At 44.0% G+C, this 24,768-nt stretch carries 21 protein-coding genes and 1 pseudogene; 4 read left to right on the top strand and 18 right to left on the bottom strand.

Features of this window, described 5'->3' with window-relative positions:
* Nucleotides 1-451 (bottom strand): DUF4124 domain-containing protein (locus JCM2850_RS22955; RefSeq protein ID WP_234406258.1); only part of this gene is annotated, 451 nt, incomplete at its 3' end.
* Between the two features lie 119 nt (nucleotides 452-570).
* On the opposite strand from JCM2850_RS22955, the gene rfbB reads away from it, so the two are divergent.
* From rfbB to rfbD, 4 genes and pseudogenes are all read left to right on the top strand, one after another.
* Entirely contained in the window at nucleotides 571-1,659 is a 1,089-nt protein-coding gene (gene rfbB / locus JCM2850_RS12845) for a dTDP-glucose 4,6-dehydratase (RefSeq protein WP_025872334.1), read from the top strand.
* Nucleotides 1,656-2,533: pseudogene (gene rfbA, locus JCM2850_RS19230) on the top strand (glucose-1-phosphate thymidylyltransferase RfbA). Before rfbB ends, rfbA begins: the two are co-directional and overlap by 4 nt.
* Entirely contained in the window at nucleotides 2,530-3,078 is a 549-nt protein-coding gene (gene rfbC / locus JCM2850_RS12835; RefSeq protein WP_025872332.1) for a dTDP-4-dehydrorhamnose 3,5-epimerase, read from the top strand. Before rfbA ends, rfbC begins: the two are co-directional and overlap by 4 nt.
* Entirely contained in the window at nucleotides 3,078-3,980 is a 903-nt protein-coding gene (gene rfbD / locus JCM2850_RS12830) for a dTDP-4-dehydrorhamnose reductase (protein ID WP_025872330.1), read from the top strand. Before rfbC ends, rfbD begins: the two co-directional genes overlap by 1 nt.
* 28 nt (nucleotides 3,981-4,008) lie before the next feature.
* Here rfbD and JCM2850_RS12825 read toward each other — a convergent pair whose 3' ends face one another.
* From JCM2850_RS12825 to epsF, 17 genes are all read right to left on the bottom strand, one after another.
* Nucleotides 4,009-5,415, bottom strand: a complete 1,407-nt coding sequence (locus JCM2850_RS12825; protein ID WP_025872328.1) for a mannose-1-phosphate guanylyltransferase/mannose-6-phosphate isomerase — start codon at nucleotides 5,413-5,415, stop codon at nucleotides 4,009-4,011.
* 169 nt (nucleotides 5,416-5,584) lie between these two features.
* A complete protein-coding gene (locus JCM2850_RS12820; RefSeq protein ID WP_025872326.1) occupies nucleotides 5,585-6,772 on the bottom strand; it encodes an acyltransferase family protein in 1,188 nt (395 codons plus the stop codon).
* 266 nt (nucleotides 6,773-7,038) lie between these two features.
* Nucleotides 7,039-8,244: a polysaccharide pyruvyl transferase family protein gene (locus JCM2850_RS12815; protein WP_025872324.1), complete on the bottom strand. Its 1,206-nt coding sequence runs from the start codon at nucleotides 8,242-8,244 to the stop codon at nucleotides 7,039-7,041.
* The gene (locus tag JCM2850_RS12810; RefSeq protein WP_148301269.1) at nucleotides 8,241-9,689 is read right to left on the bottom strand and encodes a lipopolysaccharide biosynthesis protein; all 1,449 of its coding nucleotides are present in this window, start codon (nucleotides 9,687-9,689) and stop codon (nucleotides 8,241-8,243) included. The genes JCM2850_RS12815 and JCM2850_RS12810 overlap by 4 nt, the downstream gene beginning before the upstream one ends.
* Before the next feature lie 59 nt (nucleotides 9,690-9,748).
* Complete coding sequence (locus JCM2850_RS12805; protein ID WP_159105172.1) at nucleotides 9,749-11,161, bottom strand: Coenzyme F420 hydrogenase/dehydrogenase, beta subunit C-terminal domain; 1,413 nt, start codon at nucleotides 11,159-11,161, stop codon at nucleotides 9,749-9,751.
* A gap of 62 nt (nucleotides 11,162-11,223) precedes the next feature.
* Nucleotides 11,224-12,195 (bottom strand): glycosyltransferase family protein, encoded by a 972-nt coding sequence (locus JCM2850_RS12800; RefSeq protein ID WP_148301268.1) that lies wholly within the window; start codon nucleotides 12,193-12,195, stop codon nucleotides 11,224-11,226.
* Between the two features lie 29 nt (nucleotides 12,196-12,224).
* Entirely contained in the window at nucleotides 12,225-13,391 is a 1,167-nt protein-coding gene (locus JCM2850_RS12795; protein WP_025872316.1) for a nucleotide sugar dehydrogenase, read from the bottom strand.
* 58 nt (nucleotides 13,392-13,449) lie between these two features.
* Nucleotides 13,450-14,574 carry a glycosyltransferase family 4 protein gene (locus JCM2850_RS12790; protein ID WP_036266212.1) on the bottom strand — a complete coding sequence of 375 codons (1,125 nt, stop codon included), beginning with the start codon at nucleotides 14,572-14,574 and terminating at the stop codon, nucleotides 13,450-13,452.
* A 100-nt stretch (nucleotides 14,575-14,674) separates the two neighbouring features.
* Nucleotides 14,675-15,772, bottom strand: a complete 1,098-nt coding sequence (locus tag JCM2850_RS12785) for a glycosyltransferase family 4 protein (RefSeq protein WP_025872313.1) — start codon at nucleotides 15,770-15,772, stop codon at nucleotides 14,675-14,677.
* Nucleotides 15,769-16,875: an acyltransferase family protein gene (locus JCM2850_RS12780; RefSeq protein ID WP_148301267.1), complete on the bottom strand. Its 1,107-nt coding sequence runs from the start codon at nucleotides 16,873-16,875 to the stop codon at nucleotides 15,769-15,771. The genes JCM2850_RS12785 and JCM2850_RS12780 overlap by 4 nt, the downstream gene beginning before the upstream one ends.
* 3 nt (nucleotides 16,876-16,878) lie before the next feature.
* Nucleotides 16,879-18,243: a right-handed parallel beta-helix repeat-containing protein gene (locus tag JCM2850_RS12775; protein ID WP_025872311.1), complete on the bottom strand. Its 1,365-nt coding sequence runs from the start codon at nucleotides 18,241-18,243 to the stop codon at nucleotides 16,879-16,881.
* Nucleotides 18,227-19,489 (bottom strand): O-antigen polymerase, encoded by a 1,263-nt coding sequence (locus JCM2850_RS12770; protein ID WP_081775068.1) that lies wholly within the window; start codon nucleotides 19,487-19,489, stop codon nucleotides 18,227-18,229. Before JCM2850_RS12770 ends, JCM2850_RS12775 begins: the two co-directional genes overlap by 17 nt.
* Nucleotides 19,490-19,493: 4 nt before the next feature.
* Nucleotides 19,494-20,630 (bottom strand): glycosyltransferase, encoded by a 1,137-nt coding sequence (locus tag JCM2850_RS12765; RefSeq protein WP_159105171.1) that lies wholly within the window; start codon nucleotides 20,628-20,630, stop codon nucleotides 19,494-19,496.
* 242 nt (nucleotides 20,631-20,872) lie between these two features.
* The gene (gene epsI / locus JCM2850_RS19225) at nucleotides 20,873-21,559 is read right to left on the bottom strand and encodes an exosortase-associated protein EpsI, B-type (RefSeq protein ID WP_036266188.1); all 687 of its coding nucleotides are present in this window, start codon (nucleotides 21,557-21,559) and stop codon (nucleotides 20,873-20,875) included.
* Nucleotide 21,560: 1 nt separating this feature from the next.
* Nucleotides 21,561-22,403 carry an exosortase B gene (gene xrtB, locus JCM2850_RS19220; RefSeq protein ID WP_234406257.1) on the bottom strand — a complete coding sequence of 281 codons (843 nt, stop codon included), beginning with the start codon at nucleotides 22,401-22,403 and terminating at the stop codon, nucleotides 21,561-21,563.
* Between the two features lie 58 nt (nucleotides 22,404-22,461).
* A complete protein-coding gene (locus JCM2850_RS12755; RefSeq protein ID WP_025872306.1) occupies nucleotides 22,462-23,340 on the bottom strand; it encodes a polysaccharide biosynthesis tyrosine autokinase in 879 nt (292 codons plus the stop codon).
* Between the two features lie 17 nt (nucleotides 23,341-23,357).
* Nucleotides 23,358-24,746, bottom strand: coding sequence for a chain length determinant protein EpsF (gene epsF, locus JCM2850_RS12750; RefSeq protein WP_025872305.1), 1,389 nt, complete (start codon nucleotides 24,744-24,746; stop codon nucleotides 23,358-23,360).
* Between the last annotated feature and the right edge of the window lie 22 nt (nucleotides 24,747-24,768).

The following is a 24,768-nucleotide window of genomic DNA, read 5'->3' as shown; positions in this document are numbered from 1 at the left end:
TGCCTGTCGTGGTGTTGCCTGTCGTGGTGTTGCCTGTCGTGGTGTTGCCTGTCGTGGTGTTGCCTGTTTTTGCACCACCAGTAGAACTTCCGCTACCTCCTGCGGCACCACCAGAGGAGCCCCCCCCTCCGCCACTTGCAGTCGGAGCGCCTGCAGTCGCTTTCGCCCGAGGGGTAACTCTTTGAACATCTGTGGTTGTGTTAACATTCGGCGTAGGTTGCTGGCTCACTTGCGCATTATCATCCGTAGCCCCCCCAGACGACTGTCCCTTGGAAACAGGTGAACTAGCAGAACCTTTGCCCGGATAAACCTTAAGATTTTGTGAGCCGGATTGTGGTCGGTCTGAATAGGTAATAGTGCCGTCAGGTTGAACGGTTTTGTATACCTCACCATAAACCGGAGAAATCGCTAAAATGTATGAGCCCAAAAGCAAACAAAGATTTTTTTTCATGGCATCAAGTTCCCGTACATTTGGCTATCAAATAAAGACATATAGTAGCTTAAATTATTTTTAAGTTACTCGCCTGAAAAACAATTTACATTCAAACCCCTCAATATTTATTACAAAGCATGCTTGAAAATACAATTCTCGTCACTGGTGGCGCTGGTTTCATCGGTAGTAACTTTGTTCTTGACTGGATTAATGCTGGACTTGGCAAGGTAGTTTCTATGGACAAGCTTACCTATGCCGGAAATCTGGATAATCTTGCTACAGTGATTGACAACCCGCATCACAAGTTCGTTCATGGTGACATTGCAGACCGCGCCTTGGTCACCAAGCTTCTATCTGAGTATAAACCTCGGGCTATCCTCAATTTCGCTGCCGAGAGCCATGTAGACCGTTCTATTCATGGCCCGGAAGATTTTATTCAAACCAATGTCGTGGGTACTTTCCACTTACTTGAAGAAGCCAGGGCTTACTGGAATGCCTGTAAAAACCTGGAAGATCCTTCAGGGAACAGCTTCCGCTTTCTGCACGTTTCTACCGATGAGGTTTATGGCACCTTAGCAACGGACGACCCTGCGTTCACAGAAACCACTCCGTATGCCCCCAACAGCCCCTACTCTGCGTCAAAAGCCGCTTCAGATCATCTGGTAAGGGCGTATCACCATACATATGGCCTGCCTGTGCTGACCACGAATTGCTCTAACAACTACGGGCCTTATCACTTCCCTGAAAAGCTGATACCGCTTTGCTTGCTTAATGCACTAGCAGGTAAGCCTTTGCCGATTTATGGTGATGGCAAGCAGATTCGCGACTGGCTTTATGTCAAGGATCATTGCAGCGCCATTCGTCGAGTATTGGAAGCTGGAAAGCTTGGCGAGACCTACAATGTTGGAGGGTGGAATGAAAAGACCAATCTTGAGGTAGTCAGCTTATTGTGTCAGATACTCAATGAGTTGCAGCCCAGAGCAGATGGTCTGGCGTATGAATCCCAAATTACCTATGTCCAGGATAGGCCTGGCCATGACAGGCGTTATGCCATAGACGCTAGCAAGATTGAGCGCGAGTTGGGCTGGAAACCAAGCGAAACCTTTGAGACGGGTATCCGTAAAACTGTGCAGTGGTATCTTCAGCACCAAGACTGGGTGCAAAACATACTTAATGGCGACTACCGTCATTGGGTGGCCAAACATTATGACGGAGACACTCAATGAGAAAAGGCATCATTCTGGCCGGAGGTTCCGGCACTCGTCTCTATCCTGTGACCCAGGCTGTGTCCAAGCAGTTGCTGCCAGTGTATGACAAACCCATGATTTATTACCCTTTGTCTACACTGATGCTGGCAGGGATACGTGACATCCTGCTAATTTCCACGCCGCAAGACACACCCCGCTTTCAGCAGCTGCTTGGAGACGGCAGTCAATGGGGACTCAACTTGAGTTATGCCGTACAACCATCTCCAGATGGCCTGGCGCAGGCATTTATTATAGGCAAAGAATTTATAGGTACAGACTCCACACATTGATACTGGGGGATAACATTTTTTACGGTCATGACCTCGCACATGACTTGATCCAGGCAGACCAGCGCCCTCAAGGCGCCACGGTATTTGCCTACCCGGTACACGACCCTGAACGTTACGGCGTGGTTGAATTTAATGATGCAGGACAGGCCATCAGCCTGGAAGAAAAACCTCTCAAGCCAAAATCCCGCTATGCCGTCACTGGTTTGTATTTCTATGACAATCAAGTAACTGATATCGCTGCCAGCCTGAAGCCATCTCCGCGTGGAGAGCTGGAAATCACCGATATCAACTCCGCCTACCTGGCTCAGGGCGCATTGAATGTCGAGCTCATGGGTCGTGGCCATGCCTGGCTGGATACCGGCACGCATGAGTCACTACTCGAAGCATCCCTCTTTATTGAAACCATAGAAAAAAGACAGGGACTGAAAATTGCCTGCCCCGAAGAAATTGCTTATCGCAAAGGCTACATTTCTGCAGAACAGGTATTAAAGATTGCCCAGCCTTATCTCAAAAATGGCTATGGCCAGTATCTGGTACGCATGCTTACGGAAAAAGTATTTTGAACGTCACGCCCACTTTAATTCCCGATGTACTCGTCATAGAGCCCAAAATCTTTGGCGATGAACGGGGTTTCTTTTTTGAAAGCTTTAACCAGCAGACGTTTGCGGCAGCCACCGGAGTGAATCTACAGTTTGTGCAAGATAACCACTCCATGTCCGCGCAAGGCGTACTCAGGGGTTTGCACTACCAGGTCAGACAAGCTCAAGGCAAGCTAGTGCGTGTGGTATCAGGAGCAGTGTTTGATATTGCGGTTGATCTGCGCCGCTCCTCCCCCACATTTGGTCAGTGGGTGGGCGAGTATCTCTCGGCCGAAAATAAAAAACAAATGTGGATTCCACCGGGTTTTGCCCATGGCTTCCTCGTCATGTCGCCCCAAGCTGAGTTCTTATATAAGACCACGGATTTTTATGCCCCTGAGCATGAGCGATGTCTCGCCTGGAACGACCCTGAAGTAGGTATAGCATGGCCTGTATGTCATGTAGAGATACAGCTTTCGAATAAGGATCAGCAAGGGCAAAGTTTGGCCCGCACAGAGTTATTTGAGTAATGCGCCACTACAATAAAATCTTGCTGACAGGCATACACGGCCAGTTGGGCCACGCGCTGAAACCTGCCTTGGAGAAATTGGGTACGGTGATCGCCTTGGATCGGGAAAAATTGGATCTAAGCCAGCCCGACAGCATTAGAGCAGCCGTCAGATTAATAAAACCTGATCTAATCATCAACCCAGCGGCCTACACCGCAGTAGATCTGGCAGAGTCCGAGTCAGAAATTGCGCATGCGATCAATGGCATTGCGCCGGGAATTTTTGCAGAAGAAGCAGCTAGTATTAATGCGCTATTGGTGCATTACTCTACGGGTTTTGTCTTTGATGGAAAGAAAACACACGCATACAGTGAAGATGATGTAGCAGCGCCCATCAATGCCTATGGCTCGAGCAAGCTGGCTGGAGAAGAAGCGATACGCGAAAGCGAGGCCTCGCATTTGATACTGCGTACAAATTGGGTTTATAGTGCATACGGCAAAAACTTCATGCTAAAGATCCTGGAACTCGCTCAAACCCGTTCAGAGTTACGCATTATCAACGACCAGTTTGGCAATCCAACCTCTACCAATACCATCGTCAATGCCACCATCCCAGCACTCAGTGCCTGGGAGCCAGGCCATACGGGCACCTATCATCTGGTGGATCAGGGAGAAACCAGCTGGCATGGATTTGCACAAGAAATTATCCAACAATACGAACACTTGGCTCTCAAAAAAAACCTGCCAGCACTGGCAACATCAGCAAACCGGGTGTTAGGAATACCGACCGCAGATTACCCTACCCCTGCTCAACGCCCGGCACAATCCAGTCTCAATACCGAAAAACTACGTACAAGCTTCAAGCTCGAACTACCCCATTGGCAAGAGGACCTCAGGCAAGTCATGGCTGCAATTGCAGCATGACACTAGCCTGAGGACGACGCTTTTCTTATCAGGACCGGCCGTAGGTATCCTCGTAACGCACAATGTCATCTTCGCCCAGATAACTTCCGGACTGAACCTCGATCAAGTGCAGCGGCAACTTGCCCGGATTCTCCAATCTATGGGTGGAGCCAATTGGAATGTACGTTGACTGATTTTCACTGAATAGCTTGGTATTCCCATCCACCGTAATCATGGCTGAACCACTGACTACAACCCAATGCTCGGCACGATGGTGGTGCATTTGCAGGGACAGCTTTTCGCCCGGCTTCACCATGATACGTTTCACCTGGTGGCGCTCGCCCAGATCAATACTTTCATACCAACCCCAAGGCCTGTAGGCCCGTGGATGTATCTTGTGCTCAGAGCGTTGATTTAACTTGAGGTATTCCACTACCTCCTTGACATCTTGTGCAGCATCCTTGCTAGCTACCAGAACGGCATCACTGGTCTCCACCACGATCAGATCACGGACACCAATCGCGGCAACAAACCTATCCTCACTCCGCACCAGACTGTTCTCGACATTCTTGAGGTAAACATCGCCACGAGCTACATTGCCATTGGCATCCTGCTCTTGCACCTCTTGTAGAGACGTCCATGAGCCAACGTCACTCCAACCAATATCAGCAGGCACTACAACAGCATGATCGGTTTTTTCCATTACCGCATAATCGATGGATAAGGACGGAGACTCAGCAAAACTCGATTCTTCTAATCTGACGAAATCCAGATCCTTATAACTGTTATTGACGGCCTTGCTTACTGCAGCAGTAATTTCGGGGGCATGGATTTCCAGTTGCTTGAGGAAAGTTTCTGGCTTGAATAAAAACATGCCACTGTTCCAGAAAAACTCACCTGACGCCACATATTCAGTTGCTGTGGCAAGATCTGGCTTCTCAACAAAACGATTGACCTTATAAGATCCTGGTGCGCTCTCAACGCCTAATTTGATGTAGCCATAACCGGTTTCAGGATGAGCAGGTTTGATACCGAAGGTGACTAAGTTACCTTGATCAGCGGCAGTCAATGCGGTTTGCACAGCATGTTCAAAACTTTGCAGATCCCTGATGACATGATCAGCAGGCAAGACCAGCATATAAACATCCTGACCTTGTAGCTGCAATGCTGCAGCGGCAATAGCTGGTGCAGTATTCTTGGGGGCAGGCTCTAGAATAATAGAGTTAGGACTCAAAGCGATTTCGCGCAACTGTTCAGCCACTAAGAATCGATGATCGTTACCGCAAACAACAACTGGATTTGTTACAGTCGCCCATCTTGAAATTCTGAGAAGGGTCTCCTGCAGCATGGTTTTATTAGTGATCAAGGGCAACAGTTGCTTAGGTAATACCGCTCGAGAAAGTGGCCATAACCGTGTACCAGAACCACCGGAGAGTAATACAGGAACAATTTTCATTTTTCATTCCAATCAATAATTAATTGTTTAATAGATAAAAATCTTGCATTAAAAAATCAAATAGAAAATATAATTAAAATCTCTAAAACGATAAATTAATAACATTAAAAAAATATGGCACTCACATTGAAAGAATAATTATTCCAGCATGCAATAAGAGAATTAACCATCACTCTGCAGATTCAGTGATACGTTTTTCTTTTAGTTTTGCGGAAATATAATTCATCGATGGCAGCTCTATGTTGTGATACATAATATTTGAAATCAGCAAAACCACTGGAAAACTGACAAATAGGATAATCAAAGAAATTTGCTGGGTTACAGTGCCAGGGTCAGTCAGAGTTGCATAACCACCTAAGAAAATTGAGAAAATAGGAATATGGATTAGGTAAGTAGAATAAGACCACTTACCAATATTCGTGATGACTTTATTGTAGAAAAATAATGTCAGGATTTTTTTCCATAGGGGAGATTTAACACTCCAATAACCCATTTCATAAAATATGACAGCCAAAACAAACAGCCAGATAACAGCGCAATATCTATCCTGGAAAAGCAATATTCCACCTAGCAACACGGCAACATCATAAATAAACTTGCCATGCTGCAGTCGCTCGATAATTAATCTGCTTAAGATGCCGACCAAGAAATAATCGACAGCTTTAAAGAAGAAGGAGCTATGTTGCCAATTAAAGTCTAAAACATGGTTGGTAAAATATCGCAGCAGTAGCAACAACACAACCCAAACAATCAAAGACTTCTCAGACTTCACCAAAAATGGAATTAAGACTGGTGCAATTAGATAGAACTGCCACTCAAGACTGATGCTCCATGCCGGAGCAAGAAACGTGGTAGGTGAAAATTGAATCAGCTCTTGCGGGAAAACGCTATGAATGAGGAGTAAATGATTGAATAAATGCAATAAAAAATTACTATCTTGCTCAACAAGCCTGGCGAGTCGCATCGAGGTATCACCAGAAAAACTCAGACCGGTATATGCAACCTTGTAAAAATTAACTACCAAAATCGCGATAACTAACGAAACGTAAAATGCGGGCGCCAAGCGGAAAAATCGTCTAGTTATGAAATGTGAATATGGCTCATTTTTAGTAAGCAATAAATGAGTAATCACAAAACCACTTAAAATAATAAAAATGTTGACTGCAAGTTCTGGATTGATGATTAAACTGAGTATTTTTGAAAAAGTGGCATTAATTATGCCCCCTCCTGTAAAAAACTCATCTACTTCTTGCTTGTGCCAAAAACCAGAAAGTTGGATAGCATGACCTAAAACAACCCACCATGCCATATAACCTCTTAGTGATTCTAACACCTGAAATTTATAGAATTTAGACATATAATCCCTGGAGACATAGTGTGAACATAATCCAAAACACTTCGACAGTTCATCACTATCATTATAGTAAAAGCTTGCAATAAATTATGATGTGCCTGCTAATCAATAAATATTGAAAATTACACCAACATTAGTGTGCATATATCATAGATATAAAATGCAATGAAAACCATTAATACATATAAACATTATTATAGAATATTAACTGGGGAATCTAACTATTTTGCACCCTGAAAGCAGCCCGATGATAAGTCATAATTATCACACTAATTAAAATTCCCAGCGGCCAGTTCCTTAACCTTAAGTAGGTTTTTACGAATCAGGTCTTGATAATATTGCCGATTAGAACAAATAAAATCAATTTGTGAACAAATAAGATCGGAAAAACCTTTTTCCGGATTAATCGACAGTTTTTCAGTTTCGAAGAATTGCATAAGCCCATCAACCTTGCCTTGGGTCGATAATACGATAGATGGAACATTCTGATTCAGGCTCATGATGGAAAGATGCATGCGACCGGTGACGACAATTTTAGCCTCTTGTGCTAAGCGCTTAACCTGATCTGGTTCCAACAGTCTATTTACTAGGAAAGCATTCGGATACTTGCCTGACAATGCCTGACAAATCGGCAAGTCATTGGCTCCGTGTCTGATCACGTGAGGCAATAGTACAATATTAAAATTGTGGTCCATCAGCTTGTTTATTACCTTGCTATATTCATCAATTTGATCAATATTTTTGCCAATCAATCCACTGGCATTTACCAGAGCAATCTGCTTGCCTGCGCAGAATTGCAAAATATCTTCAATCCCAGCTGATTTGGTGTTGTCATTGGCAAACACCATATCTGCAACCAGCCTGATATTGGGAACCCCTGCATCTTGTAGACGCTGGAATGAAAGAGGATCTCGCGCACAAAGCAAAACCCCATTGGCAGCTGCGTTTCTGATAGCAGAAAGCGCTGCTGCATCAGGATTGCCATTCCAACTGAAACCAAACACCCTGGATGGAATATTATTACGCGCGAAATAAGTTGCAATTTTAGAGCGCATGATAGAGGCATTTTTATTATAGCCACCATCCATGATATCTGCGCCAACTACATACAAAGCGCTGGCAGATGCCATTATTTTTCTCAGTCTTACGTAATCCCGCAAAAACCTGAACAAATGACCGTAGATCAATCCTGGCATTTCGATCACTTCAACGTTCACTGCATAGTGACTAGGAATATCCAATGCTATAGGCTGTGTTTTGATAATGAGTTTTTTGCCATCAATATTATGCAAAAATGATTCCAGCATTGCCTGATCACCGATATTCCCCCCTCCTGGTGCCGGAATAAGAATAGAGACACTGTCATTAGTGCTTCTAGCCACACGACCAAACAGGAGATTGATGACTGCTGCAGCCTTGGCCTTGATGCCTGCACTACCTAGGATTTTGTATAGTAATTTTTTAATGGTCTTCATTGTTTGTTCCGAATATAACTTTTCACTTCAAATAACTTTTTCACGCTACGTTTGAACTTGGGGACCAACAAATAAAATACTGCCAGGATCAGCAACATCAGCAACCAGCCGACAAGAATGTTGTATATGGCAAAGTCCACATAATGATCGACCACGTAATTGGCGATAAAACTGGCGCTATAGTAAATGGCAGACATGATGAGTGGATCTACAATCATGCTTTTGACAGGAACGCCCGTTTTCCTCAGCCAGAAAACGCCGAGTAGCCAGGTAAAGAGCAGACTTGCCGAGTATGCATACGCTACGCCAATCACACCAGCGGGCAGCCCCAGGCAAATAATCAAAATAGAGATTGGCCTGCTAACCAAGCCTAGTTTAAATAGAGAGGCAGTAATCCCTTTAGATAAAAATACCCAGTAACTGGCATAGCTGAGCGCCAAAAATATCCCTGCAAATGAAAGTGCCCGGTAGACCGGCACCATTTCCAACCATTGTGTCCCGAGCACCAATTGCACCAGGCGCTCTGTCTGGCAGCAGGTTAAGGCCAGGCAAAATACAACGAGATGGACAATGATATTTTGTCCAAACAGAAGAAAACGATTGTATTTTTCCTGATCTTCCACTGCCAAACGTGACAACACAGGGACAGCAACCGACGATGAAGGCGCATTCAGCTGGTTTAGCGGCAACATCAGTAATTTGTTGGCTCTATCGTAAAACCCCAACTGGCTGGCACCTATTTGATTACCAATCAAGATAGCTGGAATATTGCGCGAGAAGTATCCCATCAATTGAGAACCAGCCAGCCCCCAACCGAATTTGAAGAAATGTCTGATAGAAACATGTCTTGAAGGCAAGGAAGGTAGCCAAGCGCCGAAAAGCATGTACAAAAGCATTTGTATCAATGCCTGCGCTATCTGCTGATATACGATGGCCCAGTAAGAATGTCCGGCATATGCGAAATAGACCCCGATACAAACACTGAGCAAAACAGCAGTCGTATCTGTTATTGCCATCTGTTTGAATTTGAAATTACGGTTCAGCTGGGCTTTATATTGTGCGGCAATACCATTGAATAAAAACACCACAGAAACATACTGCGCAATTTTGGTTAATTCTGGCTGAGCATAAAAGCTCGCCAGTAAACTTGCTGAAAAGTATGAAATCAGCGTAAACAACAGACCTATCAATACATTGACCCAGAACAGGTTGCTGATCTGCGCTTTAGTTATGTTTTGGACTTGAATAGACGCCGTCGAAAGGCCAAAGTCGAGCAAGATGTCGCAAATGCCATAAATCGCAATCACCATGGCAACCAAACCAAAATCTTCTGGTTGCAACAGGCGTGCCAAGATAATCAGGCTGCCAAACTGCAAAGCTACCTTCACAATTTGTCCTGACATCATGACCACACCACCGCGCGCGGCTTTTACAGATAGACTCAAATCCCTAGACCATTCAAAAATTAGATTAATGAGTGATAACGCATTGACCTAAGGCAATATTAAAAATATCGCTTCAGCCTATTGATCAGTCGCTTCATAAATGGATCCCTATACAGCTTAAGCATATTTCTCGCCAACTGCCCCATGGGCTTCATATAAAGGCTGAGATCGTGCTTTTCTCGGGCCTGCAGGAAATATTCGTGACTTTTCACGGCCATTTCCTTTCTGAGCCTGACAATTTTCTTTCTCTTCTGGTCAATCTTGCCTAATGCAGACAGATCAACCCGTTTTTTGGGGACCTTCTTGCCCTGCTTCAGGTCATCGTCTAACCTGACAATCAAACCATCTTTTCTGTGGCGGAAATTACCCAACTGCGACTTGCATAAATCATCAATGCTGACACCGCCCAGAGTGATGGCGCCTGCATTTTTCCCCGATTCCAGAATGTCGTCGATGATAGGGTTTCTTACCAGGACGATATTGGTACCTTGCCACCATGTGGAGAACTGCGGCAACCATGCATCACCAAAGACAGCGTCTGCTGTCTCGGCAAATATATCATCACAATAATCGCATGCCTGAAGTTGAAACGCCGCATGGCCCCAATTGCCGCCCAGCATTGTATTAGAGGTTTTTGCATGGGCTTGCTGATTGCTATCCACCACCTGGAAATCGTAGGAATTCACGGTGGAGGCATTATTTTTTACTCTAAAGTCCACACTCTGGATTTTTTCCGGTGGCACACTAAGTTGCCACGCTAGTAATTCGGCAAAGCGCGAAGACTTCAAATGACCACACACCAAGCCCAGCATGAATGGAATCTGCTCATTGAGCACAGCATCATTGAGACAAATATTTCTCAGAGATTTGACAAAGCAGGGCACGCCCACAAATACATAACGCTTACCATCTCCGCGTATGCTTCTTACTACCTCATCAAAACTCAGGGAATAATATTGTGATTTCTTGCAGGCATTGGCGTCTTCTTCTGTGTAAGACACCATGAACTTGAACAAAGCATCGCGATCATCTGACTGGTCGCGTCCCACATGAATAATGCCATCCACGTGATGACGCTTGAGAAGTTCAATGGCGACATAACTGGTCAGCCCACCAGAACTGCTTTTCAGCAATTCAGCTTCAGTGAACCTGCGGCCATAATATAAATTGGTGTAATAACCGGTACGTTGATCAAAATTTTCACAACTCGCAAAAACCCGTTCTCCCACAACATCTTCATTAAGACTGTTATCAGAAAATGGGCATACCCGGTCGGCAATAGACCCTGGCAGGATATTGGCATCAATGGCGGCCACCATGGAACCATATTGATTGCGCGTTAGCTTGACGTTTGAATCTACAACCGCGCACGCACCACATCCAACGCATAGCCCTCTGTCAACGACATCATTGATTGTAAATACTTCAGGAATGCCTGCAGGCTGGTTAACATCCTGACCTATCGTGGTCATCAATTTGCTCATTGTTGCAATTCAATCAAAATATTAAGTGAGACAAAAGATAAGGTATTGAATTAACCATGGAGCACACTACCCCATGCACTTCTCACCCTATCATTGCCAAATAAACGCTGGGCTGAAGCAGCAATAGTATTTTTTTCCACGGCCGCGGCAGTGGCTAGCTCAGCCGTCATTGCCTGCAGTGATGTGAACACCTGCAAGCCCTGATAGCCTTGCTCATTCTTCAGCCACTGGAAAAATGGAGTATCCATGGCAAAAACAGGCACGCCCAGACTTGCAGCAAAGAAAAAACTACCACTGACAATCATGTCGGCATCGCAATGTGAAAGAATCAAGCCCTTGCTGTTAGCTACCAGTTGTTCAGCCTCGGCTTCGGAGAGGAATTCAGCACGCAGTTCAACATTGCTCAACCCTCTGGACTGTATGATGGATTGCAAGCTGGCAGCGTAGGCATGATCCTCGACAATGCCGGCTATGATTAGCCGCTGCGACCCCCAGCTTTCGAGTAATTTATGGATGGCTTTATACGCAACAATCCTGCCAAAAATTACATAATAATCACTGCCTTGGCCTTCAACCTGCGAATCAACCCTGTACAAAGGATGAGGTACATATTTCGCGTTCTCATTTTCGAGATGCCCTGAATGTACAACGGATATTGTTGAGAGCTTAATCGCCGCTTCAATGATCCAGGTCGCGATGGATGCCTGCCGACCCTTCAAGGCATGAGGATAAATATTGTGCCTGACAAAAATCAACTTTCTCCCCATGACTCTGTAGATGAAAAACTTGAACAGAAATTTTGCTACCGCCCATATATCAAGCGACTTGTTTTTTCCAACCAGGTTGTTTTCCAGCCAGTTGATGATAATGCAATCATAGCGGTTGAAAGCATTGCGCAAGATGAATCCAGCATTCAATCTGGCTTGGGTTTCGACATGGGTAGCGTCTAGGGTTTTAATCAGGGCAATCGTGTTCTCGACATACTGATTACTCGCCGTAGCAGGTGAAAAAAGTATCCTCATATCCTTAACCCAACACCTTTTCAATCTGGCTAGTCATTGCCAAACAAATCACGCGTATATACTTTCTCATCAACGTCTGACAAATCCTGCGCCCTTCTATTGGCGACAATGACGTCTGAAATCTTCTTGAACTCTTCCAGATTGCGGATCACCTCTGAATTGAAGAATTGATCTTCTTTCAACTCAGGCTCAAACACCACGACCTTAATACCACGTGCCTTGATGCGCTTCATCACGCCCTGGATTGAACTGGCGCGGAAGTTATCCGAGCCTGCTTTCATGATCAGGCGGTAGATACCCACCACCTTGGGGTCACGCTTGATGATGCTCTGGGCGATGAAATCCTTGCGCGTGGTGTTGGCATCAACAATGGCATTGATGAGTTTTTGCGGCACGTTGTCGTAATTGGCCAGCAGTTGCTTGGTATCCTTAGGCAGGCAGTAACCACCATAGCCAAACGATGGATTGTTATAGTGGTCACCGACACGTGGGTCTAGGCACACCCCATCTATGATCTGACGTGTGTTCAGGCCATGGGTGGCGGCATAAGTATCCAGCTCATTGAAATAGGCGACGCGCATGGCGAGGAAGGTGTTGGCAAACAGCTTAATGGCCTCCGCTTCAGCACTATTGGTCAATAGCACCGGAATATTCTCTTTCACAGCACCTGCATTGAGAAGGTCGGCAAAAACTTGTGCGCGATCCGAAATTTCACCAATGACGATACGCGAGGGATACAGGTTGTCGTAAAGTGCCTTACCTTCACGCAAGAATTCAGGAGAGAAAATCAGGTTATCCACACCCAACTTTTCGGAAATCATTTTGGTATAACCAACAGGGATGGTGGATTTGATCACCATGGTCGCGTTGGGCGCAATCGCCTGGACATCCTTGATCACTGCCTCTACAGAGGAGGTATTGAAGTAGCTGGTAACCGGATCATAGTCCGTAGGGGTTGCAATCACTACAAAATCTGCATTTTCATATGCATCATGCTTGTTTGTAGTCGCACGTAGGTTCAATGGAATATTCTTAAGATAATGCTCAATCTCTTTATCAACGATTGGAGAAATTTTATTGTTGATAAGGTCAACTTTATCAGGGACGATATCAAGAGCAACAACTTCATTTTTCTGTGCTAAAAGCACAGCAATCGACAAGCCCACATACCCAGTACCTGCAACAGCTATTTTCATAGCAACTATCCTATAAAATTAAATATGAGAACTTACTATATGTCGTAAGAGAAAATAATTAATCGAGAGCCTTATTCACAGTTGAAATAATCTCATTTCTAAATCGATCAGGAGAAAAGCGCAGTGCGTTCTCTCTGCATGCAAATGGACTAATCTTTTGAGAGAGTAGATTAAATCTAGTAATAGCATCCACGATGGCATCAGCTGTCTGCTCATGGAAGAACAAACCAGTGGCAGGATCACCTCGCTCTTCTGGAATAACTGTCTCCAAGGCGCCACCTTTGGCGAAAGCAATCACGGGAGTACCACATGCTTGTGCCTCAACAGGAGAAATACCAAAATCTTCCTCCGCCGCGAAGACAAACCCTTTCGCACGCTGCATGTAGTCTCTTAACACAGCATGAGACTGATAACCGAGGATTTCAACATTTGGCCCTGCTTTTGCACGCACCTTGGACATGTCTGGACCATCCCCAATGACAACTAATTTCTGATCTGGGATTTTGGAAAAGGCTTCCACAATCAAGTCAACTCGTTTGTAAGGTACCAATCTCGAGGCAGTCAAGAAAAAGTCATCTTTCTTTTCCTGGAATGCAAAACTGTTGGTATCTACAGGAGGATAAATAACCCTAGCCTCACGTCCATATACCTTCTTTATTCTTTTAGCAATAAAAGAAGAGTTTGCGATAAAAACATCTACCCCGTTCGCCGTTCTTAGATCCCAAATACGCAATTTATGTAGCAACCATTTGACAATCCAAGATTTAAAACCTGAAACCAAATTAGACTCACGCAAGTATTGATGTTGCAAATCCCACGCATATCTCATGGGAGAATGGACATAACTTACATGCACTTGATCTGGCCCAGTAAGCACACCCTTGGCCACGGCGTGAGAACTAGAAATAATCAAATCATATTGAGACAGATCGAGCTGCTCAATAGCTAAAGGCATTAGTGGCAAATAATTGCGATAATGCGTTTTAGCTTTAGGCAAGTTTTGGATAAAAGTTGTCGTAACCTTCTTATTCTGAATAAAACCTCTCAGGTTATCAGGTAAGAATTCAATGACAGCAAAAATGTCTGCATCAGGATAGCAAAGAACCAACTGCTCCAGAACACGCTCTGCTCCAGCATATTCATTAAGCCAATCCACAACGATAGCTACTTTTTTTGGGTGCAATCTCGAATGCCTCGTATATTTATTAGTCATAATCTAGTTAATAATCAACATGCCTGGCCTAGACTTTATAAAGAAAAATTCAGCTTGGCAGATAATACTATTACTTTATTGTGAAAATCTCCTTGCACATCCGTGCAATATCTATTGCGGAATTTTTCCAAGAAAAATCTTTTGCTCGCTTCAAGCCTTGGTTGACTAACGACTTTCTCAAATCGGCATCATGAGCAACATTATCTATAAGCTTTGAAAGCTCCTGCGGATCATGCGGTGAAAAATATAATGCAGCATCACTGCACACCTCTGGAATTGATGCAGCATTTGATGCAAGTACGGGGCAGCCGCAATTCATCGCCTCCAGTGGAGGAAGACCGAAGCCCTCATAAAGTGATGGAAAAACAAAACAAAGCGCATGTTCATAAAGCGCGCGCAACTCATTATCCGAGACATAACCCAGCAACGTCACCTTAGAAGAATCTAACTGGGAATTTTCACCAAAAATTTTCTGATTAGCCCCACCTGCAATCAAATACGGAATATTTGCATTCTTAGAAAGTTTTAAAGATTCAATGGTTAAAGAAAAATTTTTGTGCGGAGCATGACTACTAACCGCCAACACATAAGAGCCCGGGTGAACTTGAAATTTTTCAAGAATACCTGCGTCTGGCTGTTGCGACAAAATATGCTCGCCGCCTGCACCAACAACTTGAACTTTTTCAGGATGTACACCAAAAAAGTTAATAATGTCTTTTTTCGAATATTCTGAAACCGTTACAATTTTCTTTGCGACTCTGCCGAGTACTGGCATGAGTGTTTTGTACCACACCCGAAATGCTAAAGAAAATGTACTAGGAATTCTCACCACTGCAGCATCGTGAATGACGACGATTTGACTACGCACGAAGATTGAGCCTGTATTACATAAATTTAATACCATTGACTTACTACTCAGACTCAACATTAGTAGGGACAATTGCTCCCACGCATGCCCACTAAAAAAACCATAAGCCACTATAGGTATATGAGTTAGATGCAAGTCAGTTTTGATGCGAGGAGGAATAACAATCTTATATTCAACACCAGCTACACTGGGATGATTTTCCGCAATCAGTGTATTTAACTCTTTTAATACTTCTATTGCGTATCGATCAACCCCAGTTATGCGTCTTCCTAAAAATCGGCCATTAATATATACAATCAAAATCTTTTCCCTACCATTATCTTGGATGCAAGGTTGATAGATAGTTTTGGGTAAACTATTTTTCTGAACAATTCGTATTTATTCACAACAAACTTATCAAGTACTATAGGTATCAATATTGCGATAACAATGCCGATCACAGCACTATATATTTTTGAATCACCAATTGTGAAAATTAAATGATTTTGAATCGCATTGTGAAATAAAAGAATCAATAACGTAGATTTACCAATACTGCTCAAGATAGTTGATAGGTAGGTATATTTATCTAGAAAAATTGAAAACAAAATACTGAAAAATATTCCTAAGATCATGCAGAGCATAGCCAAAGGATAATGCGCAATTTTTCTAAAATTCAAATCGACGTCAACACCAAAACTAAACAACCCCAACATAACGAAAATCGCACAAACAATAGATACAATAAGATATATTGATTTGATTTCAGTAATTTTGTACTTATCAACAAATACCTTTGCGTACATACCTAGAAGAATAAAGCCAGCACCAATTATTGCTATATCAATACTCCAAATCATTCCTGAATTTTTCAGACTACCCCAAGCAAGATTATCAATTAAATAATAATGAATTGAGTTAATGAGAAAAACACCAACTCCGATAAACAATAATGCAAGGAAAAAAATCGGACTTCTATTTGATTCACGATCAGTGTTATTAAAATGATTTGAAATAACTAATGCGAGACCGACCAAAACAATAGAGAAAAATAAACATGGTATAAACCAGAGAGGAGCAACTTCTATTGTATGTCCAGTTCCGTACAAAATACCAAGAACTATATTGAAAACACCATCATCTGGATTTTTCATTAAAACAAAAGGAAGAACTAAAAATGAAAATACAAAATATACCGCAATAACATTAATCGCCCGCGTGAAATAGTACGTTAATCCTTGATCTGGCTTGAGGGTTATACCACTAATAAAAAAGAACAGTGGCATATGAAAAAGATAAATAAATTTTACCAAAGAAAGACTTTGGCCCATTAATATCTGATTATGCCCAACCACAACCAACAGCATTGCAAATCCACGGCAGACATCGATCCATGAAATCCTCAATCTCGCACCTGCATCCACTTGCTAATTCCACTGCTCAATAAACTTAACAGCAGTTGATGTTATAGCAGAAACCGCCGATGTTGTTTTGGAATTAAGCCCATCAGAGAGCAGTCCGCTAAGCTGCACACCACTGATCTGCACCCCAGTTATCTGATGTGAAATAACGTTTTTCCCACCAATTCTAACCAAGGTGGTGGACTCCACTTTCATTTGGTTAATTAACACATTCTTAGCTTCAACAGCCCAGAAAATAGGCCAACTTGATTTATCTGCGAATCCGAAGGTATTGACATTAATCTTGGAGAAATTAGCAGTTAATGCTTTATTGACGTAAAGAGGTGTTGTTCCAATATTTAAAAACTCCCCATTCACTAACTCGATGTTATCCGCCATCATGGTTATGCCACTTGCTTTTGTATTCTTGACGACGATATCTTTCATTTTGACATTACCGCCATGCCTGTCGAAAACAATTCCATGCACGCGTGGGGCATTGACAGTCAAATTCTCAACAACAATTTTATCGGTAGCACCTTGGACTAGGAAACCATTGCCAGTTGCCTTTGCCACGCACCAAGTACCTGCCTCTTCAACAATGCCGTTTTTGATTGTCACATTGGAAGGAATTCTAGTGTCATAGTATTGCTCACTTCCAATCTTTAATCCTTCTGCGGAAGTGTGCCTAATTTCAAACTTGTCTATAGTCACACCAGATTGACCGATAATCGCAATTCCTCGTGCATAAGAACCATTGATAACAATGTTGTTCGCATAACCACCTACTGCATCGGGATGTTTTTTGTAGTTTACAAACGCCAACCCATCATCCCCTGTATTGGTAGACTGATAATCCAAGGCGATGCAGTTATTGCAATTTGCAAAGTGCAACCCATCAGCCCAGGAATTCCAAACCGTAGCTTTAATTACTGCACAATCATCACATAAGGTAAAAATGATACCTGTACCTGGTGTGTCATAATAAAATCCATCTCTAACGATGACTTTGGTACATCTAGAGAACTCGTAAATACCACCATGTCCAATTCTTCTAGCTGGGGGGTTTTTGTACGAAAAATCTCCACCAATGAGTGATAAATCACTGCAACTCGAAAATACTAAACCACTTAATTTATCATTCAAGAATTTCAGCTGAAAATCTGGTGCAAATTTTACGGTGCCACTCTTCAGTGAAAATCTTAAAGGATTACTTATTTCATAATAACCGCTTAGCACTTCCGTGCGTCCAGCAAGCGCGTCATCTAAAGCTCTAGTGAAGTCTGCATTGCCCCCGACCACCTTAGGCGCTGCCGAGGCGACCTTGGGAAGCCAGGATGAAAATAGCATCAAGAATAATGATTTAACCAGGTGTCTACGATTTTCTATCATTTTCAGTCCTTCCCTTAACTATAAAGAAAGCAATAATCACACCAATAATCTCGGTAAAAGCTCGGGACGTTCCTAAATACGGATATCTGAAAATTTCCAATAACGTAATAAAAAATAACGGATAAAAAATTACACTTAAAAAATTGCCTCTCAAATAGCCTTTATAAAAGATTCCTGCAAGAAATGCGGTTATAAAGAAGTAGATAATGCCAAATGGCAAGCCCAAATCCAGGATCACTGAAAATATCCCAGAAGGGTTGTTGAACTCCTCATCACCATACTGAGCGAGAAACTCACCCATTCTCATAGTGTGCAAATCTACGTAGTAACGAAACACGCCGCCAAAAATTGGAAATTTATGCATCCAATTCAACACATTTTCGAATTCATATGTTGGCCAGTTAACAGTAGCCAGCATTCCCGCACCATTATTGAGCGAGGTGTAATAATATGAAGCAATCCGCCCTAGAGCAAAATCCCAAAAACTCGATTTCCCGGCGTAAGTTGTAGAGCTCCAAGAGCGGAAGTATTCCGCCATACCAAAGTAAAGCACCAGCAAGGGCAATCCCGCGAAGGGACCAGCCTTAATGAAGAATTGCAAAATTTTAATCTTACTGAACACTTGTTGCCGCGTTATCAATAACGCAAATGGCAAAATAATTTCAATTAATGCCAGACGCTCTGCCCAGGCAAATACCCGCAGCAATGTCAATAAAACAATTGCATAGAACAACAATACAACATCTTGTCTTAAAGGTAATTTGGCGATATATCTGGCATATATGTAAATCGAAATAAATATTGGGGTGAAGTTAACAAGTGATGTAATCCCTTGCGTTGCACCAATTTCCTGTCTTGATAAACCTGTCCCTGTAAATATATTAATAATATTCATAGGATTGATAATCAGCTCTTTGAACCAGTATATATATGCTGCAACTGCTACATAGCCTAATACCCGCAAAGCCATATTAACCTGAGAGTCTGGCGGCACTCTGACTTTTGTCTTGACGAAGCTTCCCATCCAGGCTGCACTTGCTGACAGCACAACAATTAGCACAGCCAGAGCTATATATTCAGAACTTAAATATATATAACCCCGTATGGTTAATGTTGGTGATCTCACTGACCCCAACCACCAGATCAACAAGATCATAGGCAAAAGAAAGCCTAAGCATAGTCCATGAGGGGATAGCCACCATGGAACATTGGTTTGACTATCTTGTGGTTCAGTAGTTTTGTTCATTGCTTTACTTTGAATAAATATAGTTCAGTATTGTGATGGTTTTACTTGCCCAAGACTCATGCTTAGCATTATCTCGAGCCTGCTGAGCCAATATTTTGATATCCGCATTGCAAACATCACCAAGTTTATCTGTGAAAATCTGGGCATTCTCAGCCAAAAATACAAAGGGTAATGATCTGCGCTCAAGCTCTGGTGTTGAGGTAGAAACAACGGGAAGTCCGACTGCTGCATATTCAAACAATTTCATAGGACTACGGCCAAGGTTGGATGGATGATCAGACATCGGCAATAAACCAATTTGGCACTGACTCAAGAGATTGGGCAACGCTTTATATTGCACATGACCAAGAAAGTGTACGTTGGCAAGATCACTAAATGCCGCCTTGTATTTTTCCTCTACTGGCCCAGCCAATAAAAATGAAATTTTCTGGTGTTTTGTGGCTGCACTTTTCAGCACATCAAAACCAAAGCGATGATCCAGAGCTCCAGCATAAATTGCCCTTGGCTCAGGCGGCAAATCCAGTTTGGATTTTGTAAAATTCAGGTAATGATCTAGATCTACACCATTCTGCAGCAATAGCACCTCATCAACACCTAGGCGATTCAAATGCTGTCTTACAGGCTCTGATGTCGCAATGAAGCCGTGTACCTGGGATATCAACCCTTTTTCAGCATCTACAATACTGGGATCATTTCTGATTTCATGATAAATATCAGTGGGGCGGTATACGATCTTTGACTTAGGGAAATATTTGAGTAGATAGCCTAATCGAGGCTCATCAATCAACACTACGTCAGGATTAGAAAATTGATGTTTACGGAGTTGTCTGAGTGCTGAAAACTTCAGGAAGTAACCAAAGATATCGCTACCAGATCCCAAGCGGGTGGCAATACCCCAAGGTATTAATGAGAAAGGAATAATGTCGGTCACGTGGTTGATGACATCACCCGCTTTCATCCAGCGCTTAAACCGGACACGCTCAAACGGTGTTTTCTGCAACAGTGTCAGATGTGCTGGTGTCACTGGCGGACTGAGGTGGACAACCTCATGCCCTTGCAAGGCGAATTGTTTAGATAGTTGATGTGAGCCAACTACAAATTCGCCCCCTGCGGCAGTGTGACTTAGAAATAATATCTTCAAACCCAATCCCCATTATTTGACGAGATGGCTCAAGCGCCTGTTGTTGCAGAGACCAAAAAAGTCATCCCAGATTAGGTTTAACACCCAAGGATATGCCAACGCACTTGCGCCGCAGAGCTGGTGCGCTGTTATTAAGATATGTTGTTAATTCCCCTGCTGGCTGTTTGCTAGCATACCCAGCTTTTATGCTCAAATCCTTTACTCGATCTCCATTATCCTAATGGAAACACAAGGCTATAAAATTATGATGGAATCAAGTATTTACGCTTGTCCCTGGGCACTGCTTGCACCAGATCGTGCAGGAACTGTTGTTGTAGCTGCAAAGATTGCTCGGCATCATCTTCACCCAATATCTGTGAGGTTCTGACCAGTATCCCATCTACCAGTTGATGTTTGAGGCCTTGCTCCACAATATAAAGTCGGGTCTCCCAAGCACTCTTACTGATCATATCGCCTATCCTGATCCAGTAAAGCACCAGCTCTTCGCGCTGTCTTGAAGCCGCAACCAACGCCTTGGATGGGATGGGTGTTGCGCCTGCCCCCACATTCACTGCGGTATCCTGCTGATTTCTGATGGAGAAACCCTGCGCCGTATAGCACAGTTCAGGCCTATGCACCTTGACTTCCTGCCGCTGCAATTTGCCATAGGCAAGAGCCAGCATAATGACCTGACCCTTTTCATTGGCATAACTCCTCATGAGAACTTCATCATAAGGGTTATCGATGCTGGGTTCGCCATCTCTCCTGACTGTCAGGTCCATCTGCACCTGATTGGTTTTGACTTCCTGCCACTGACCAAAGCTGCTAGGCACGAAACTTTCAAGATGTGGATCATCCCGCACGGAGCTAAGATCAGGGGTCAAAGCCAACGCCAGGCCAGAACTCACCACCATGCATACTGCCAGGATATTGATTAATCTGACGCTCATATCAACTCTGCAATCTAGCCTTACGCTGTGTATGTTTGCCAACAAAGTATTGGATCAGGCTATCCACTGAAATAATCAGGGTTAATGCCACGACAAATAACAAAATACCCGCGAATCCATGTACAAAGCCCTGGCCCACTTCATCCCCGAAATAGTAGGTGATCAAGGTCAACACAATCACGCGTATGACATTCGCTGAGAAGGAAATAGGGATAATCAGCAAGGCCAGCAACAAGTTACGGGCCAGGGAATCATGCCTGACGATATTGAGGTAGAGCAGGCCCAGGGCCTCCAGTGAAATCAAGGTATGCATGCCTGCACAAGCATCCGCCACCAGCAACTGATACTGACCAATCTGAATGATCACACCCGAACGCGCGATGGGGTAATCAAACCAATACAGCACATGCTCGGCCACGTAAGAGACAGCGACCTTCATCGGCAAGGTCACAACATCCAGCATGGAGCCTGGCAATGGAATCATGAAGAACAAGAAGAACAAGGGGAACCAGAAGCGCTTGAGGGTTTTGGCCTTATAGAAAATCAACAGCAAGCCAGCCAATACCGGAATCTGCGAGCCCACATCAAACACCAGCAAATCTTGTGAACGCCCGATGATGTATACCAACAGGCCAAACAAAAACAGCAACAGGCCCACACCACGCCCGCTTTGTCTCAAGTTTGCCGTGTCTAGCAGTATTTCCTTGTCCACCCAGACTAGGTACAGCACCACCATCAGGATCAAGGGGCCATGCGCCTGATCCTGCATCTGCCAGACCGTGTTCGTCAGGTTCAGGTAGGTGGGCACAAATAAGAACAGCAAGCCTACCAGCAGTGGTATCACATGCTGGTACCTTCTTAGCTGGGTACTGGCGACCGCAATGCTCTGGTTCAAGCTCATTTTAGTTTTCAGTCAATACCGTGCCAACAACAGGCACCCTGATCTTGGAAAGCTGATCAACCACTTTGCTCAAGTCATTGGCTTTGGAGACATGACGCTTGGCAAGAAGCACCACCCCTTCCGTAGCACTTGCCACAGACAACGGTTCAGAGTGGCGGACAAAGGAAGGTGCATCGACCAGGATAACATCGTAGTCATTAGCAATTGCCGTGATGAACTGCTTGAGGAAACCACGTCCCAGAAGCTCTCGCGGATTAGGTGGAATGGTGCCAGAAGACAAGATGGAGAGATGCTCGAACTCGACTAGCCTAGTGATGGAAGAGGAGTAATCCGTAACCCGGCCTGCCAGAATATCCGACAAACCCGCAGTGCTCTTGATATTAAAAATGCGATTCTGCCGTGGGCTATCAAGATGGGCATCAATGATGAGTGTTTTCTCTCCCAGTTGAGAGAAAACCACGCCAAGATTGGCAACCAAGTCACTGGTGTCGTCCTTGTCGTAAACACTGGAAAATGACAGGCTCTTTTTCCCTTGTGCAAACCAGTAGAGCATGAGCTGGCTACGAATGGCGCGATACTTCTCCACATTGATACTGAATGGATCATAAGCCGCGACCAAGTTCTCGGAGAAATCGCCGCGACCATCCATCAGGTAGGGATAGGCAAACTGCTTGGATAATACATAGTTGATATCGGCAGAGGAAACTAGGCCCAAACTCTCGGCAGCCTCACCAAAGCGAACGCCTCTTTCCTTCTGCACACGCAGGATACGCTCCGCATCCTGCGGTGTAATCTTACCCATCTTGAGCAACATTCCACCGATATTGAAATCAGCATTCAATGCCGGAATGGAACTAGTATTGGAAACATCATTAGTCATGTCTATATCCACACAAATTAGGGTTTTTTAGCCAGCAGGCGCTGAATTCTGGAATGGGTTTTATTTTTGTCGATCACACCCAGCAGCGGTGCGCCAACAATCTCTACCAGCACTCTTTCTGAGCGAATTCGCTCATTAGTGAGCTCAGCCAACAAACTAAACAACAAGCCAAAAATTGTACCCAGCACCAACGCAACTGCCACGTTCAATATTTTTTTCGGGCTTGATGGCTTAAGTGGTGGTGTCGCTGGATTAAGGATGGATACATCAGCTTGATTAGACTGTCCCTCAAGATTTATTTGAGTATATCGCTGAGTCGCGAGTTCGTAAGCGCGTTGCGCACCCTCGACTTCACGCGTCAATACCGTCAGTGCATCCCTATCCTTGTTCAACAGCATGACCTTGGTTTTTTGCTCAGCCAAGGCATTGCGGATTTCACTCTCGCGTTGCTTAAGGATTCTATAATTGCTCGATATATTGACGGTAGCCGCCTGGATTTGCTTACTTAATTCAGACTTCAGATTGTCAAGCTCAGCTTTGGCCCCCTGATAGAGTGGGTGATTTCTCTCATATTTTTGTGAGATATCCGCGAAGCGTGATTCAGACCTAGCAATCTCTGTTTTCAGGTGCAGAACCATTGGATTACTCGCGACATCCGGAGATCCATAAGCATTGCTACCTTGTGCACCAGTCTGACGAGACTGTGCCTCAAGAGTTTGCCCTTGTGACATCACTAACTGCGAGGAAAGTTCATTCAGCTTGGCACGTTCAATGTCTAGACGCTCATCAACGCTGACGATGCTTTTATCTTGTTGGTAATCGGAAAGCTTTTGCTGCGCCCGGGTAATATCGGCACGCAAATCCTTCAATTGCCCGGTATAAAATTCAGCCGCCTTTTTCGAAGGCTCAACCTTGAGTTCGATAGTGGCCTTGATATATTCCTCGGCAAAGGAGTTAGCAACAACAGCAGCAAATTTGGGGTTGGCTCCATCAAACTCCAGCTGCAACACACTACTGTTGCGCGCAGGTTGAACTTCGATACGTGAGATCAGCAAATCCGCCAACCAATCAACGATATCACCTTCACCACCTGTGGAGTCATTGAAACTCTCCACAACCTCACTACTTTCATTGAGCTTTAATGTGGTCACAACCCTCTTAGCAATTTTCTTGCTAGTTATGATATCCACCTGGGTACCCATATAACCTGGAAGCAGCTGGGCAGGGACAGCCATACCAGTCACAGGATCTACACCTTTATAGTTGACTAGGATACTGGTGGTTGCCTTATAGCTGTTTGGCAAGAAAATATTGAGCGCAATTGCTACGACCAGGGCCACAACAATGGTGCTTAACAATATCTTATATCGCGCTTTGAATATCAGTAAAAGTTGAGAAAAGCTCATTAGATTAACCTTGCCTATCAAG

Origin of the sequence: Methylobacillus glycogenes JCM 2850 (assembly GCF_000617925.1) — a bacterium.
GTDB classification, from domain to species: Bacteria; Pseudomonadota; Gammaproteobacteria; order Burkholderiales; family Methylophilaceae; genus Methylobacillus; species Methylobacillus glycogenes.
Note: the sequence above shows the minus strand (reverse complement) of the source record. Positions and strands in the feature narration are given on the sequence as shown.

Bases quoted from the DNA above. Each gene is read 5' to 3' on its own strand.
- JCM2850_RS12770 (WP_081775068.1), bottom strand. From the start codon at position 19,489: ATGAACAAAACTACTGAACCACAAGATAGTCAAACCAATGTTCCATGG.
- JCM2850_RS12825 (WP_025872328.1), bottom strand. From the start codon at position 5,415: ATGAAAATTGTTCCTGTATTACTCTCCGGTGGTTCTGGTACACGGTTA.
- JCM2850_RS12805 (WP_159105172.1), bottom strand. From the start codon at position 11,161: ATGACCACGATAGGTCAGGATGTTAACCAGCCTGCAGGCATTCCTGAA.
- rfbB (WP_025872334.1), top strand. From the start codon at position 571: ATGCTTGAAAATACAATTCTCGTCACTGGTGGCGCTGGTTTCATCGGT.
- JCM2850_RS12755 (WP_025872306.1), bottom strand. From the start codon at position 23,340: ATGACTAATGATGTTTCCAATACTAGTTCCATTCCGGCATTGAATGCT.
- epsF (WP_025872305.1), bottom strand. From the start codon at position 24,746: ATGAGCTTTTCTCAACTTTTACTGATATTCAAAGCGCGATATAAGATA.
- JCM2850_RS12800 (WP_148301268.1), bottom strand. From the start codon at position 12,195: ATGAGGATACTTTTTTCACCTGCTACGGCGAGTAATCAGTATGTCGAG.
- JCM2850_RS12795 (WP_025872316.1), bottom strand. From the start codon at position 13,391: ATGAAAATAGCTGTTGCAGGTACTGGGTATGTGGGCTTGTCGATTGCT.
- JCM2850_RS12815 (WP_025872324.1), bottom strand. From the start codon at position 8,244: ATGAAGACCATTAAAAAATTACTATACAAAATCCTAGGTAGTGCAGGC.
- JCM2850_RS12820 (WP_025872326.1), bottom strand. From the start codon at position 6,772: ATGTCTAAATTCTATAAATTTCAGGTGTTAGAATCACTAAGAGGTTAT.
- epsI (WP_036266188.1), bottom strand. From the start codon at position 21,559: ATGAGCGTCAGATTAATCAATATCCTGGCAGTATGCATGGTGGTGAGT.
- JCM2850_RS12775 (WP_025872311.1), bottom strand. From the start codon at position 18,243: ATGATAGAAAATCGTAGACACCTGGTTAAATCATTATTCTTGATGCTA.
- rfbD (WP_025872330.1), top strand. From the start codon at position 3,078: ATGCGCCACTACAATAAAATCTTGCTGACAGGCATACACGGCCAGTTG.